The organism is Nitrospira sp. Ecomares 2.1, from assembly GCF_965152585.1.
Window position 1 is genome coordinate 2,410,908 of record NZ_OZ224219.1, and the last position, 14,851, is coordinate 2,425,758.

13 protein-coding genes are annotated in these 14,851 nt (G+C 48.5%); 12 read left to right on the forward strand and 1 reads right to left on the reverse strand.

What is annotated here, in order from left to right; genetic code table 11:
• Positions 1–5: 5 nt before the first annotated feature.
• Positions 6–2,036 (reverse strand): hydrogenase 4 subunit B, encoded by a 2,031-nt coding sequence (gene hyfB / locus ACWHYD_RS10530; protein WP_447961991.1) that lies wholly within the window; start codon positions 2,034–2,036, stop codon positions 6–8.
• A 1,416-nt stretch (positions 2,037–3,452) separates the two neighbouring features.
• Between hyfB and ACWHYD_RS10535 the strand changes: the two genes are divergently transcribed.
• The 12 genes from ACWHYD_RS10535 to ACWHYD_RS10590 all read left to right on the forward strand — a co-directional run bounded on the left by ACWHYD_RS10535 (position 3,453) and on the right by ACWHYD_RS10590 (position 14,806).
• Positions 3,453–3,623, forward strand: coding sequence for a hypothetical protein (locus tag ACWHYD_RS10535; RefSeq protein WP_447961992.1), 171 nt, complete (start codon positions 3,453–3,455; stop codon positions 3,621–3,623).
• 77 nt (positions 3,624–3,700) lie between these two features.
• On the forward strand, positions 3,701–3,868 hold the full coding sequence (locus ACWHYD_RS10540) for a hypothetical protein (protein WP_447961993.1): 168 nt from the start codon (positions 3,701–3,703) through the stop codon (positions 3,866–3,868).
• 192 nt (positions 3,869–4,060) lie between these two features.
• Positions 4,061–4,318, forward strand: a complete 258-nt coding sequence (locus ACWHYD_RS10545) for a hypothetical protein (RefSeq protein ID WP_447961994.1) — start codon at positions 4,061–4,063, stop codon at positions 4,316–4,318.
• 184 nt (positions 4,319–4,502) lie between these two features.
• Entirely contained in the window at positions 4,503–5,900 is a 1,398-nt protein-coding gene (locus ACWHYD_RS10550) for a two-component system sensor histidine kinase NtrB (RefSeq protein ID WP_447961995.1), read from the forward strand.
• Entirely contained in the window at positions 5,897–7,255 is a 1,359-nt protein-coding gene (locus tag ACWHYD_RS10555; protein WP_447961996.1) for a sigma-54-dependent transcriptional regulator, read from the forward strand. The genes ACWHYD_RS10550 and ACWHYD_RS10555 overlap by 4 nt, the downstream gene beginning before the upstream one ends.
• A 580-nt stretch (positions 7,256–7,835) precedes the next feature.
• Positions 7,836–8,312, forward strand: a complete 477-nt coding sequence (locus ACWHYD_RS10560) for a hypothetical protein (RefSeq protein WP_447961997.1) — start codon at positions 7,836–7,838, stop codon at positions 8,310–8,312.
• A gap of 923 nt (positions 8,313–9,235) precedes the next feature.
• Entirely contained in the window at positions 9,236–9,394 is a 159-nt protein-coding gene (locus ACWHYD_RS10565) for a hypothetical protein (protein WP_447961998.1), read from the forward strand.
• 313 nt (positions 9,395–9,707) lie between these two features.
• A complete protein-coding gene (gene mgtE / locus ACWHYD_RS10570; protein WP_447961999.1) occupies positions 9,708–11,057 on the forward strand; it encodes a magnesium transporter in 1,350 nt (449 codons plus the stop codon).
• Between the two features lie 228 nt (positions 11,058–11,285).
• Positions 11,286–11,597, forward strand: coding sequence for a putative signal transducing protein (locus ACWHYD_RS10575; protein WP_447962000.1), 312 nt, complete (start codon positions 11,286–11,288; stop codon positions 11,595–11,597).
• 342 nt (positions 11,598–11,939) lie between these two features.
• Positions 11,940–12,953, forward strand: a complete 1,014-nt coding sequence (locus tag ACWHYD_RS10580) for a hypothetical protein (RefSeq protein ID WP_447962001.1) — start codon at positions 11,940–11,942, stop codon at positions 12,951–12,953.
• Between the two features lie 294 nt (positions 12,954–13,247).
• Positions 13,248–13,436: a hypothetical protein gene (locus ACWHYD_RS10585; RefSeq protein WP_447962002.1), complete on the forward strand. Its 189-nt coding sequence runs from the start codon at positions 13,248–13,250 to the stop codon at positions 13,434–13,436.
• Positions 13,437–13,648: 212 nt separating this feature from the next.
• A complete protein-coding gene (locus ACWHYD_RS10590) occupies positions 13,649–14,806 on the forward strand; it encodes a phage tail sheath family protein (protein ID WP_447962003.1) in 1,158 nt (385 codons plus the stop codon).
• Positions 14,807–14,851: the final 45 nt, after the last annotated feature.

A 14,851-nucleotide genomic window follows, 5' to 3' on the forward strand; every position in this document is an offset into this window, starting at 1 on the left:
ACGCCCTATCCCATTACCACCAGTAAAACCACCAACGTCACAAAAATATAAGCCAGGTACAAAGACAAATTTCCTCCTTGGATCACCCGGGAACGATCAGCCAGGGTTGAAAAGAATTTCAGGATTGGATGATACAAATACTTGAGGAAAATGGGTTCGATGGAAAATTCGAAATGTCTCTGCTTGGCAAAATAATGCGATTCTTCAAGAAATTCTGTTTCGAGTTTGACCGTCGGTTGATAAATGGTGCTAAACACCCGTTTAATGGGCTGCACGAAACCGGTTGCGGTGTATTCCATTCGTGCGGTCACATTCAACCCACACCCCCATGTTTTATAAAACCGGGTTTTCCCTTTCCCTCCCAGAACATAGGCGAGCCCCCATCCCAATCCTGTGAGACCGGCCAGGATAATCGCCAGAACTGGAGTGGAGAGACTTGAAAACTCTCCACTCACCGGTGCGAGTGTCCAACCACCCATTTCAAACATCCTCCCGGCAATTGATATCCCCGCAAAGGGTTCACTCACCCGATCCAGGAGGGGCACCACGACTGCAGGGGCCAATCCTAAAACCAGACAAAGGCCGGCGAGAATTCCCATCCCGACGCGCATAGGGACATGAACCTCTTGAGCTTTTCGTGCGTGGGGGCTTCGCGGAAGGGCCAGGAAGGAAATCCCAAAGGCCTTAACAAAGCACGCCAGAGCCAACGCGCCAGTAAGCGCAAGCAAGGCCGCAGCGATGGGAAGCATCAATTTCAGAAAAAGAGAGGGGAGTTCCAAGCTTAAAAAGAGCCCCTGAAACACCAGCCATTCACTGACAAATCCATTCGTCGGCGGGAGGGCCGAAATGGAAACGGCCCCAATTAAGAAAAACAGGCCCGTCCAGGGCATCCGTCGAAGGAGTCCCCCATATTCTTCCATGTTCCGGGTGTGGGTGGCATACAGGAGTGAACCCGCGCCCATAAAGAGCAAGGCCTTAAACACCGCGTGATTGATCGTGTGGTACAGCCCGGCGATGATTCCCAATGCTGCCAGATGGGGCATGTCATAGGCATAGAACACCATGCCTGTTCCTATTCCCATTAAAATAATGCCGATGTTTTCGACGCTGTGAAAGGCTAAAAGACTCTTCAAATCATGTTCCATCAACGCATACATCACCCCGAGAAGGGCCGAAACCGTGCCCACCAACAAGACCACAAATCCCCACCACCAGGGAAACGGTTCGCCAAGAAAATCAAAATACATCCGAAGGAGGCCATAAATCGCCGTTTTAATCATGACACCCGACATCAACGCAGAGACATGAGATGGTGCGGCGGGATGGGCATAGGGTAACCAGACATGAAGTGGCACAATGCCCGCTTTGGTTCCAAAACCGATGAGGGCTGTCCAAAAGACCAGGGTCCGCAACCCTTCCGGCAGGGCTTGGTCGGCGCTTCGAAATGCCTCAAAGGCAAACGAACCCGTCTCCTGGTAAAACATGAGAAACGTCACCAGAATAAATGCCGTGCCCACATGGGTCATAATTAAATAAAACAATCCAGCAAAACGGACGTCCGGTTTTTCATGCTCCGATACTACGAGAAAATATGAGAGGAGGGACATCAATTCCCAGACGATTAAAAAGAAGAAGGCATTATCCGCCGTGACCACCAACAACATGGATAGAAGAAACCCGTTATAGAGAAAGCCGAGAAGACTGACAGGAATACGTCCGTAAAATTCCCGGACGTAGCCACTGGCAAATACCGACACCGCCAACCCCACAATGGAAATCGTCAGGACAAAAAAGGCACTGAGGGAATCGAGCCGGAGAGAAAACGTCAGAAGAGGAATCGAAGAAGACCAAAACCAAACCAGCGGCTCAGAGGCCAAAAGCCCAATCAGACCAAGGGCTATCCCCAGGCCACAGGCCACGGACGCTGATCCATGCGCAATCACATTCTGAATATGCGGTCGACTTGGGAAACAAAGTGGGAGAAGCATCCCACACGCATAAGCCAACAGCAGAGCCAAAAACAGGATTGTCGTCATGCCTTGATTACGGTGTCACTTTCAGTGACCAAACGGGCAAGCGGAAGTGTCAAGACAATTGGCCTCACCTGATTGAGAGAATAGGAATATCCTAAGGAATGTTGGTCATCAGATCGTTTCATGACCGTCGCATAAAGAGACACATGCTTAAAGGAGAAACCACCAAATTTCTTGGTGAGTAGACGTTGGGTGCAAGGGGGTTTTGGTTTCCTTGAAGGGGTGACCCACGCAAAAATTTATTCGGGATTGGGGAAATATCCACGCTAGGAAAGAAACAACATGCTGATGGCCTGAGTCGAAGTTTGGCGTTCTCACTAGTATCTGTTTAACCGTCCCCTCAAATTCTCTAATGGTGTTTTGACTTTCATGCACACATCCATGTCAGTGCAAAAGCTATACCTTGAATATTTATTCTGTTCTTGCTCCCAGGTTCTTGGAAACACGGCAAAAGACCCTAGAAATAGCTCGAAGTCGGTTAAGGAATTTTAAAGAAACAACGCATTTCCGCATCTCTTCTGCAAACTTTGCAGGTCTTGGGTCAAGATGATTCCTCCAGCTAACGTGCAACATATTTCCAGCCATGCCACCACACCAATAGGAATGCATGTGGCCTTCAAATCGATACAAGGTTCCAACAAGGCTTTCGTCAATAGGAATCGACCTCCTCCTGTGCCCATTGCCTTTCCTTCAAAACGACCACGACAGACGTAGTCCACATCGCCATATACGCAAAAAACCAGTGAACCCTTAATCCATGTAAATTCTATCTTCCTGAAAAACTTCTTCAGTCATGATGCAAAATTTGCACATCTATAGTTATGCCTATTCATCAAAACTTGGTAAAGATTAAAGGCTTTTCAAAATACCTTTCTCCTAAGGCGATCTTCCTCATGCAACTTTTGCATGAACACCCTGCTTGAAAGGCGAGTAAAAAATCATCCAATCCGAAAAATTTGAGGAAAAGCTCAGTTCTCCTTCAATAAACGATGTTCGACGTCTCATATGGCATTTGGCATGTCCATTGCTCAGCCTAAGGTTCAAACACTGTTATGAAATCCACATGACCATGCCAAAGCCCAAAATAATATGAAGAGAAGGACATTGGGGGGAAATAGTTCAACGCAAGCACATTAACTATGATGACCGGGGGGAAGGGATGTCGTGCTACGGGGTTATCTTTGAAACTCTAACGAATTGAAATACCAATAGGAGAATATTTCAGGAAATATCCTTGTCCAACCAACACTGCTCTTGTGTATATCTTTATTTTCGATACGTTCTGTCAGGGTACCTGCAGTTTGCGATTAAGGTAATGCAGAAATTCCAAAGTGTGACCAACGATGAATGTTGTCATTCACTTCATAACCTTTGTTCTGCAAACGAGGTCACATTCCTTTGAAGATCTCTGAATAAGTCATGCCTTGGATTGCCAATAAAAGGTTTTGGGATATGGCCGTCTACTATTCTGCCAAACATGTGCTGGTCGTTGACGATACCCTTTCCATCCGGCGATCGATTTGCAAAACCCTGCAGGCAGAAGGGTGCGAATGCCGTCAGGCTGTGAATGGAACTGCGGCTCTCGAATAACTCAAAAATGAGCATTTTGATTTGGTACTCACGGATTACCACATGCCGATCATGGATGGAATGGAATTCCTGATCAGTTGACTGAGCAGCAAAACTCAGACGACTCTCCGCTGGTCACCATGATGCGCAGTGATTGGGATGAGACCCTACAAAAGCAGGCAATGAAGGCTGGCGCGTGCCTGGTACTCAAAAAAACCTATGACCTTCAGCAATTGGTTGCTCAGGTCATGAAGGTTCTGGGATAAAAACCTGATCTATAAGAGATATGCCGCAATAATCAAAAATGGGCAAGAGACCCAAAAGACCATGAAACCGCTTCTTCGTAATCCTGGAATGACCTCATTTATCTCAGAAAGGGAAAGGCCATGTTCTCAACTCTAAACATGAACCCCTTGTATGAAGCCTGGGTCAATAGTCAGGAGACTATACTACGGAGGTTGATCAACAGAAAATGTACGGTGATCCAATATCGATATTTTCTCGTGTTTCTCCTAATAGCCAATCGACGGTATGGAAAGGCCAGGGAAGAATGTGAGCGCATCCTGAAAATCTACCCGAATGACCTCATGGCCAGAGCTGTCATTGACAACTTTCGGATGAGAGCCCGTGCCCATGTGCCGCGAAAGCGGCATCGCCGCAATCAATATATCCCACGGATTAAAAAATGCGTCAGATGTTTTCCGGATCATGAATAAAGAATTTCGGGAATTACGCTTTTGTATCCCGATATGATTTCGAACCCACCCACCGATTCACTCCTCCATGACCACAATATCGACCATTGCGCCTCTCTTGTTCCTTGGCTATGGTAAATGTGAAGGATAGATAAGGATTCCACAGGAGTTTCTTGAAGGAATCAGAAAAAAAAAGAGATTAAGAATGTTCCGTCCTCACCCTGAAACACCACTTATTCACAATCTCCTCATTCGCCAAATCGTGCCCATTCTTATCATTGTGGGGGTAGTAATTGGCGTGTTATTGGTCTTTAGTCTTGAGCATCAAAGTATGGTGGTGGTTGGCCTCACAGAAGGCAAAACCGTATCCTCGGAATTAAATGCCGCAGTCGGACAATCCCGTCGGGATTTAATCGCCATCACACTTCTGCTCTTCATCGTCGGTGGGGTTGGTATTTCCGCAGTCGTCACCTATCTGCATTACGCCAACACCAAACAAAACCTTGAAGAGGTCAAGGGGCTCGCCCGGCACATATTGGAAAGTATCCCGACCGGTGTGTTAACAGTCAGTGAGGATGGAGTTCTTACCGCAGCCAATCCAACAGCTGAAACCATTCTTGAGCGCCCTGCGGCTTCTCTATTGGGCAAACATTATGAGGTGGTGTTTGGGGAAGGGCATCCCATTCAGGTGCTCCTTTCCCAAATCCTCCACCATGGCGGATCCATGCATTCGAAAGAGATTACCTTCGATTCCAAAAATGGAGAGATACGAACGATCCGCATTACCAATGTTGATTTGACGGAAGATAATGGCAAACCGGCAGGAATGATTTTTCAACTACACGACGTCACAGAGTGGCTAGCCCTCGAAAAACAGGTGAACGAAGCCCAAAGATTGACTGCGCTTCATACGTTGTCAGCTGGTGTCGCCCATGAACTCCGCAATCCTCTCAGCGCCTTGGATCTCAATCTTCATTTACTTGAAGAAGAACTCCGAGAGACAACCGACTTGTCCAGTCGCACCAATGACTATTTCCAAGTACTGAATACCGAATTGAACCGGCTGTCGACAATTTTGGACAATATCATGCGATATGCACAATCACGGCCTGCTCAATTTCAGAAAGTAAACATTCAGTCCCTCGTGTCGCACGTCACACAGTTATTACAACATGAGGCCCAGGACAGGGATCAGCAGCTTCAGGTTTCAGTACCCACGAACCTTCCGGATGTCCAGGGTGACGAAACGCAGATCGCACAGGCGCTCATCAATATCGTAATTAATGCGTTCCAGGCCATGTCGGCAGGTGGGGTCTGCCGAATTATCGTCCAGGAACGTGAACGACAAGAGCGTCACTGGGTAGAGATCGCCGTTCACGATACCGGACAAGGTATTGATCCTCAATCGCTTGTCCATATCTTCGATCCTTTTTACACGACAAAGGAAACCGGGACCGGCCTTGGCCTGGCGGTCGCACATCGGATTTTACAAAATCACGGCGGTCGCATTGACGTGGCCGCTCTTCCCGGTGATGGCACGTCGGTCACGTTGAGCTTACCAGTGGTGATGAATGCCCCTACCATCCTCCTGGAGGGTGCGTGAAACAAGACACTCGCATTCTGGTTGTCGATGACGAAATCAATATTCGTAATGCGTTGGTGACGATATTGGAGAAGGCTGGTTATCGCGCCCAGGGCGCAGACTCCGCCGAATCCGCCCTGACTCTGATGAAAGAGTCGCCCAGCAACCTTCTTATTACGGATGTAAAAATGCCAGGTATCGGTGGAATCGCTCTCGTCCCACAAATAAAATCCCTTTGGCCAGCCACCGAAATCATCGTCATCACGGCCTATGGTTCTATTGAGACGGCTGTGGAAGCCATGCGGTTGGGGGCATATGATTTCCTCACCAAACCCATTGACCGCGATCGGTTTTCGATTGTGGTTCAAAAGGCCCTGGACCGCCACAGGCTTGCAGCCGAAAATCAGGATTTACGTCACCAACTCGAGACACGAAAACGAATCGAGGAAATGATTGGCGAAAGTGAAGCGATGCGTCGCATACACCATGTTATTGGAATGGTTGCCAAAAACGACGTCACAGTTTTAATCGGCGGCGAAAGTGGAACAGGCAAAGAGTTGGTGGCACGCGCCATTCATCAACAAAGCCAGCGGTCCCATGAACCTTTTATCACCATGAATTGTGGTGCCCTTCCCGAGTCTCTTTTCGAAAGTGAATTATTTGGATACGAAAAAGGGGCATTTTCCGGGGCGGTTGGAACCAAGCCGGGGCGATTTGAGTTGGCCGATGAGGGAACGCTCTTTCTGGATGAGTTGGGGGAACTCCCCTTAAAAGCCCAAGTAGATTTTCTACGGGTCTTAGAGACCGGTGAATTCCGGCGGCTTGGAGGAAAAAACCTGATCACCGTCAATACCCGGATTATTGCCGCCACCAACCGTGATTTGGCTCATTTGGTCGAAACCGGACAGTTCCGTGAAGATCTTTTCTATCGTATAAATGTGGTGCCGATTCATCTGCCGCCCTTGCGAGAGCGTCGTGAAGATATCCCTGTCCTTCTTGACTATTTTCTCAAGGAATTTGCACAGAAGCACCGGATTCCACTCAAAAATCTTTCTTCCGCTTCGCTGAGATTTCTCGTTCAATACCACTGGCCTGGTAATATTCGTCAACTCAGGAATGTCATTGAACGTCTGGTCGTCACGGTGAAGGAGCACTCCATTCAGCCCGATCAACTTCCAGATGAAATTCGAACAAGTGTCAATCCCGCAAACAGGATGGTGATCTCCCTCGGAACCCCTCTCGAGGACATTGAACGGGAAGTCATCCGCCGAACACTCGTGGAAGTCACCCATCACCGTGAACAGGCTGCGAAACTCCTCGGGATCAGTGTGAGATCGCTCCAATATAAAATCAAAGAATATGGGATAGAGGAGTAGAACCCCTAAGCCCACAAGCGGAACCAGGACAAAAGGAGGAACCTGATCTTTTAGGACTTGCGTATAAAAAGAACTAAACAATGGTGACCTCGGGATCGCTTCCTGTGTGGTTTTAACATCGCTAAAGACCTCCAGACGTTCCACAGTACGAAAAGGGATGATTGATGCCCGGGAAGAAATCCACGCGAAATATTTCGTCGTTCTTTCAACTTCACAGCGCAAAAGCAAGAGCAACAACTCCCGATCCATTTTTACCTCATGTACCTGTGCTGGGGGGCTCTGTTACCCGGATTTGCGGTAATAGGTGGCATATGCTGTTTACCCAGATGCACGGGCCCCATCCGAACAGCCATCACATACAGAATCACCCCACTATCATGGGTTCCTTGTCCTTGCTTGCTGGGGGACAGACCTGGTTCGGTAGAGCGTACCTGTCCACGTTATAGGTCTCCGCCCATACCCCATAAACATTGCCGTGTGGAGATTAAGGATGTAGCGGACGAGGCCGATAATTCCTAAAGATACACCAGGAGAGAACTGAGATGGAAAAAAGGCAGACCAACATCAACATGGCATATTTATGGAAAATGTTGCTCTAGAAAAGCAAAACCAAATTTCCGGAAAAGTCGTGGTCGGCGGATTCGGAATGTTGTTCGTATTAGTCGTTGGGATGGTTTTGGCCTTGGCCACCGGCATAATGGAGACCTTGGGCTATGAATCTCGTAACATCAAGGGAAATGGAATTACCAATACTCAATCAGGCTACTCATGGGGCCTTAACACATTTTATTTTACAAAAGGCCAGGAATTTTTCGCTGAGTATGAGACGGTGATACACAAAGGGTCCCTCACCATCCACCTGTATAAAATTGGAACTGCGCCATCTGGCGACACGCCCTACCATAAGATGGTTTCTCAATCCGGGAGAGGCACAGTAACATTTCCCATACAGGAGAGTGGCCTCTATCGTATTTCGTTCAGCGGATCGGTATTGGGAGGGACTCAAAATGAGTGGGGTTATGATTTGTCTTATCAGATTCATTGGGGCATCCGGTAAGACAGTATGCCTGGAAGAGAGTACCTACTCTCATTGCCATTTATCGGCCTCCCTTTTTCCCTCACAAGCTTCCTCCAAAATATTGTGAATTTTCGTCCTTCACGGTAACCTACCTTTTACAGCTTGTTCCCCACTTCAATCCCTTCAATATTATCCTCTGACCTTCTATGCCGCAGGAAACGCGCAATCTCACCTCTCAACCCTCATTTTTTGACTCAGACTTTATCATGAACCATGAACTGCCTCCGCTTGAGGAAGCTGCGGCAAACGGACACATCCGCATGTTTTGTGTGCCGATCAGTTCCAGTTCGGCGGGACCCACGGGCCTAGACAAATATCAATGGGCTTGTCCACCACAAGAACCGTTGGATCTATTCTCAGAACGAGAACAACATGCGGCCCTCATGATAATTTCCCAAACCCTCGTAGAGACATTTCAAAAGTAGGGGGATGTATCGCAGTTCATTCCCAGGCCGATCAAAGTCATATCTCCATCACCAGTAGAGATCCACCCAGTACCCTCACTCCCCCTGTGCCCCTGCGGATATTTCCCGGACCGAAAACTTTGAATCAAGACGAAACGGCTCCCCTTGGCATGCTGTATGGCGTGCCCTCCGAGCGTCCACACTTTCAGGAACGGCCAGAGTAGCTTAATTGTCTGAAAACCACTGTCGTAGGGGGATATTCCCCGTGCAATTATCGGTTCTAAACAAGACAAAGGTCTCAACCGTCTTCAACGTCAGATTCCACAGGACGCCCATCTGTTTGCTGGCCAGATCTTTTTGGAAGCCGTACTCACGACCTGATTAAACCCGGTACAAGACGAATTCTCTTTGCAGGAGGAAGCGAATCTGCTGGAAGAAACGTTTGTTTTTTCGTATCTCAAGCCACAGTGACCGATACCGGATCTGCTCGATCCGGCATTGCTCCGGACTCTGGAGGGGCATACAGGCTGGGTCAGCAGCTGTGCCATTGATCCGATGGGCCGCTGGGTGGTCTCAGGGACCGGGTATGGAGGGATTCGGGTGTGGAAAATAGCCAGTGGAAATCTTATTGCATTACATCGCGTCATTGGCCAGTGAATTCTGTGGCTTAGGTTCCCAGTCGCCTACAGCTTGCCACTGTGGGCGCCAGAGATATCACTGATATTGAATTGTTTCCTAATCCAAGGGGGGAATAATTTCCCGCCGGTAGTCCTTCTTTCGTTTTCCAACGAATCTTCAAAGCTTAGAGGAAGCAGAACTAGACATCCTGAGTAAGTTGGGGAAGACTACATTGTTTTCCTCAAACTGTGTTCTGTTCCTCCATATTTGATTTTCAGCTCCAACCCTACCAGTATATGATCCTCACCCGGCACTCAGGCCGAGTGCATAGGCCTATCAAGGAGATCAAATCATGGCAGATACCCGGATGGAATCCTTATTCAATGAGCAAAAATGGGAGGAACTCCAGAATCTTTTAACAGACAAACCCTCCCCCGAAATAGCCGAAATGCTCTCTACCATGGCGAAAACCCATCGCGTCCTTCTTTACCATGCGTTGCCTTTCCCCCAATCGTTTGAAGTGTTTTCCTACCTAGAGCCGGACATTCAGGATTCTCTCTTAACGGAATTAACCGATCAAGAAGCGCGCGAACTCTTAGCGAAGCTTCGTCCGGATGATCGTACCGTTTTGCTCGAAGATCTGCCTCGTCAGACCACCATGAGACTGCTGAATCTCCTCAGCCCTCCTGACCTGATCGAAGCAAGAAAACTTCTGGGATACCCTGAAGAAAGCATCGGACGTCTCATGACCCCTGACTTTGTCTCCGTCCTCCCAAGCTGGACAATCGAACGGGCTTTACAACATATTCGACGAAAAGGAAGAGAAGCTGAAACAATTGGCATCATTTACGTGACCGATGCTCAAGAGAAACTGTTAAATGCCTTAGGATTGGAGCGATTAGTCTTGGCCGCTCCCTCAGCCACCATTGAAAACATTATGGATCATTCCTTTGTGGCCTTGGCTCCGGAAGAGGATCGGGAAGAAGCCGTGAGAATCATGCAAAAATACGACCTGTTTGCGTTGCCGGTTGTCGACACCAATGGGGTACTCCTCGGCATTGTCACAGCCGACGATGTCTTTGACGTGGCCACGGAAGAAGCCACCGAGGACATTCAGAAAGGGGCGGCCGTTGAACCACTCAAGATGAGCTACCGTGAGGCGAGTGTCTGGGGTCTGTATCGAAAACGGATTCCCTGGCTCATCGGGTTGGTTCTGGTGAATCTGGGCGCATCTGTGGTGCTTGCCGCATATGAAGAAATTCTAACCTCGGCCATAGCCCTCGTCTTTTTCATTCCATTGTTAATGGCCAGTGGCGGGAATACCGGAACTCAAGCCGCCACATTAATGGTCCGCGCCTTGGCCACTGAAGATGTCAAAGGCAGCCAATGGATAAAGGTTTTGGGCAAAGAATTCGGCGTGGGAAGTCTGTTGGGCATTACCATGGGAATGGGGGTGGGTCTCATCGGCGTTGGCCGAAGCGATTGGAGTATTGGACTCGCTGTCGGATTAGCCACGACGGCTATTGTCCTCGTCTCCAATCTGATTGGCGTCTTGTTTCCTGTCGCGTTGAATTTTTTCCGAATCGATCCTGCCGTTGCAAGTAGCCCCATGGTCACCTCGACTGCCGACGTGACCAGCCTTCTTCTCTACTTTTCCATTGCTACAGTTATTATTGGTGGGGGCACAGGATGGTGGATGTAAGAAGAAAGCCTTTCCATCCAAAGTCATTTCGAAAAAGATTGTCTTCTTTTCCCACATGGCCCCATACAGGATCGAAGGTTCTCCCCTCACTAAAGATCTTGACTGGATTTCCCCTACTTATATTTGTGTAATGGAGCTTGATCGCTTTAGTCTGAATCATTCCGATATGTTGGTTGGCACATTCCCCTCTTCGTCTTTGTTGCCTATCCAACACCAGGTACATGAACCATGAAAAAACTGTACGTCTCGCAAAGCCTCATCGACGTGGAATCCCGAAAAGAACTGTTGGATCAGGCCCAGATACCGTCCACGATCAAGAATCAACGCTCAGCGATGTTGGGAGGGGAAGTGCCATTTGTTGAGGTCTTCCCGGAACTGTGGGTGCTGAAGGACGAGGATTTTAACCGGGCCAACAGATTACTTGAAGACTGGGAACAAGCTCAGCCTCTCGAAGCAACGCAATGGACCTGTTCCGGATGCGGAGAATTGCATCAAAAAGAATTTACTACATGCTGGAAATGCGGCCTGGAAAGACGGTAAAAGAATTCAGCCGGGGCTCGCCAAGGCTATATAGGTTCCAAGTGATTCCAGCATTCTGCGCTCTTGGCACACACATGACAAGTTCCATAATGGATCTTGCTAAATTCCGGCGGTTTAACCTTGCCCCACATTCTTGGCTGTTGGCTCAGGAGGCAAGCCTGGTTTAAGCTGAACCAAGGCTTCATGTGTGCCTTCAATCTCTACACGTGGATTTCTGTTTTTTACATTCCCATGTCTTCCACAAAGGTAATCAACGGCAGCATTCTTATTTTTTTGCTTCTTGGGCTGCCTCCTCTGGGTATTGTGCTATCTGGCCAACCTCTTCCCCAGGATTTGGCTCTATTGCCCATTCCTCTACAGTCAGGAAACGCCTCTCTTTCCTGGCCGATATTTGGACTCCTGGCCCTGCTCATTTCCGCAACGGTTACCCCGTTTCTTTGGCGTTACGGGAAAACCCGGTGCCACAGCCCATACAAATCCGGTTCTACCAAAAAGTTTCCCTGGTGGGGTTGGATGGCCGTAGGATGGACGACTCTAGCTTCAATCCTCGCGTGGACACGTTTTTCCTGGTTCCAGGAATGGCAGCCCTATACGTTCCCCCTGCTCTGGCTTGGCTACATCGCGGTCATCAACGCCTTATGCTTTTCTCGAACCGGCAGGTGCATGATCACGCATCAGCCCGCTTATCTTTTCAAACTCTTTCTCCTCAGTGCAGGCTTCTGGTGGACGTTTGAATATCTCAATCAGTATGTACAGAACTGGCACTATGTCGGTCTGGTACCAACTCAACCGCTTCTGACCTATTCCTGGTTCACTCTTTCATTTTCGACGGTTCTACCCGCCGTTCTGGGTACCTATGAACACCTGTCTTCCTTTTCCTGGATAAGAGCACCATTTGAAAACTGGCTGGCCATCTCTTCAGTCAATGAATCGCACACCGGATGGCTGATGTTCAGCCTTGGTTGTTTCGGGCTTCTGATGATTGGGATTTGGCCCACGCTGCTGTATTCTCTTCTCTGGGTGAGCCCGCTTCTGATCATGTTAGGAATACAAATAATTCGGAGGGTTCCAACCATCCTGTCCCCATTGGCCAAAGGAAACTGGAGTCCCGCGATTCTTTCCGCTCTGGCAGCTTTGGTCTGTGGAGTATTTTGGGAGATGTGGAATGCCTACAGCCTTGTCCATTGGGAATATTCAATTCCCTACGTCCACGCAGTCCTAATGGGGGAAATGCCGATCCTCGGGTATGCCGGCTATTTACCGTTCGGCCTGGAATGTCTGACGGTCGCAGCCTTTTATCTGGGAAATCTGAATTTCCGAGGTGAGACCTATAGAGGAACTCCCTATTCCCCATAAACCGCTCATACACCTGGATCGTATGGACTAAAATATCGGATCGGTATTTTTTACAACCTGGTTTTCTTTTGACACCCTGACATCTCTCAACCATATATAATGGGAAAAGAAGAAAGAATCAGGAGACAGCAAATAATGAAGTCGCCTCTACGGAAAGCGTTTTGCCCATCTTGTGGTAGCCCTTTCGGTAATTTTCTGGTTTTTCAGATGATGGCCGCACCAGAGAGTTTTGTTAGGTGCCGACAGTGTAGACATATAATTTATTTATCCGGCTCAATATACTTTTTGTTCTCAATGACCACAGCATTGATATGGTTAGCGATGGTTGTGGTTACCATTCTACCTATTCAAATTTTCTTTGCCTCTGCCCCTGAGTGGGTAAGAACTATGCTGCTTATCGTTGGAGGAATTGGTGGATTTTTTATTAGCGAAATTTTAGGTTCTCAAGTCATTTTACGATGGATAGCCAATCAAAAAAAATGAAGTCTCTTAAATATCTCCAAAAGATCGTTGAGATTTTCACTCTCTTTCGACTACCGCGCCGAACTCCGTGCTCAGGCGAACAGATTATTATCAACTGGTGCAGGCCGTAACAGACTGTTCTGCAATACTACCCCATATGCCGTCCTCAGATTCATAACGGTGTTCATACCCTTTAAAGGTAATGGCCACAGAAAGAGATTGAACGGTTTTTTATGAAAAAGTTTCACTCGACTCCTGGCGCATCCATCCACAAAGCTTCGTTCCTCCCTCCGGCGATCGAACCGGCTTCCACCTCAACCGCGGCCATCATCGGTTCATTTCCCAAAGGGTCGATGACGTCTCCACGACAGGTCCGGAACTGGTTGGCATTTGAGAAAGAATACGGGGGACTCACAACAGACGCTCTCTCCTCCCACTGCATCAAACAGTTCTTTAATAATGGAGGAAAGGTCATTTGGGTGGTACGCATTGGAACGAGACCGATCAAAGGCGTGTCTCCATTTCTCCGAGGCCTTTCCCTTCTCGACCGGATAGGGAGTTTCAATATTTTGTGCATTCCTCAAACCGAGCAACTTCCGGATACCCATGCGGTCAAAGTCATGCAAGCAGCCATTGCTCTTGTTGCCAAACACCGTGCGATGTATGTCCTGGATGTCCCCCAACGCGATGCCCCCCGACAAACGGTCAGAGCTCTGACAACCTGGGTAAATCATCAATCAAACATTCACCATCCGAATGTGGCCATGTACGTTCCGCGTGTCCAAGTCCCCCAGTCACTTAAAAACGCAACTCAGCAGACCATCTCCGCCGGCGGAGCCATGGCTGGGGTCTTGGCCAGAACCGAGCAACAACGAGGAGTATGGAAAGCCCCTGCAGGAACGGAGGCCATCCTTCATGGCGTTCAGGATATCGAACAGACACTGACGCAATCGGAAATGGGGCAACTTACTAAGATGGGAATCAATCCTATCCGGCAAACATCTCCGTCACAATTTGTCGCGTGGGGGGCAAGAACCCTGTCACCTTCCAGTGAGTGGCAATATCTTTCGGTCCGTCGTCTAGGGTTGTTTCTGGAAGCAAGCATACAACAGGGATTAGGGTGGGTGGTGGGTGAACCGAACGACGAACCCCTGTGGGCTCACATCCGCCAAGCAATTGAAATATTTCTCCAATCACTCTTCCGGCAGGGAGCTTTTCAAGGACAAAAAGCCCATGAAGCCTATTTTGTCAAATGCGGACGGGATACCATTTCGGCCTCTGACCAGACTGCCGGCATCGTCAACATCATGATAGGATTCGCACCACTCAAACCAGCTGAATTCATGATTCTTAACATCCAACAGAAAGCCAAACCTTTTGGCGAAGTCTGATTCCCCCTTTTTCACGGGAATTGCGGATCCCCTGTTTTTTAAGGT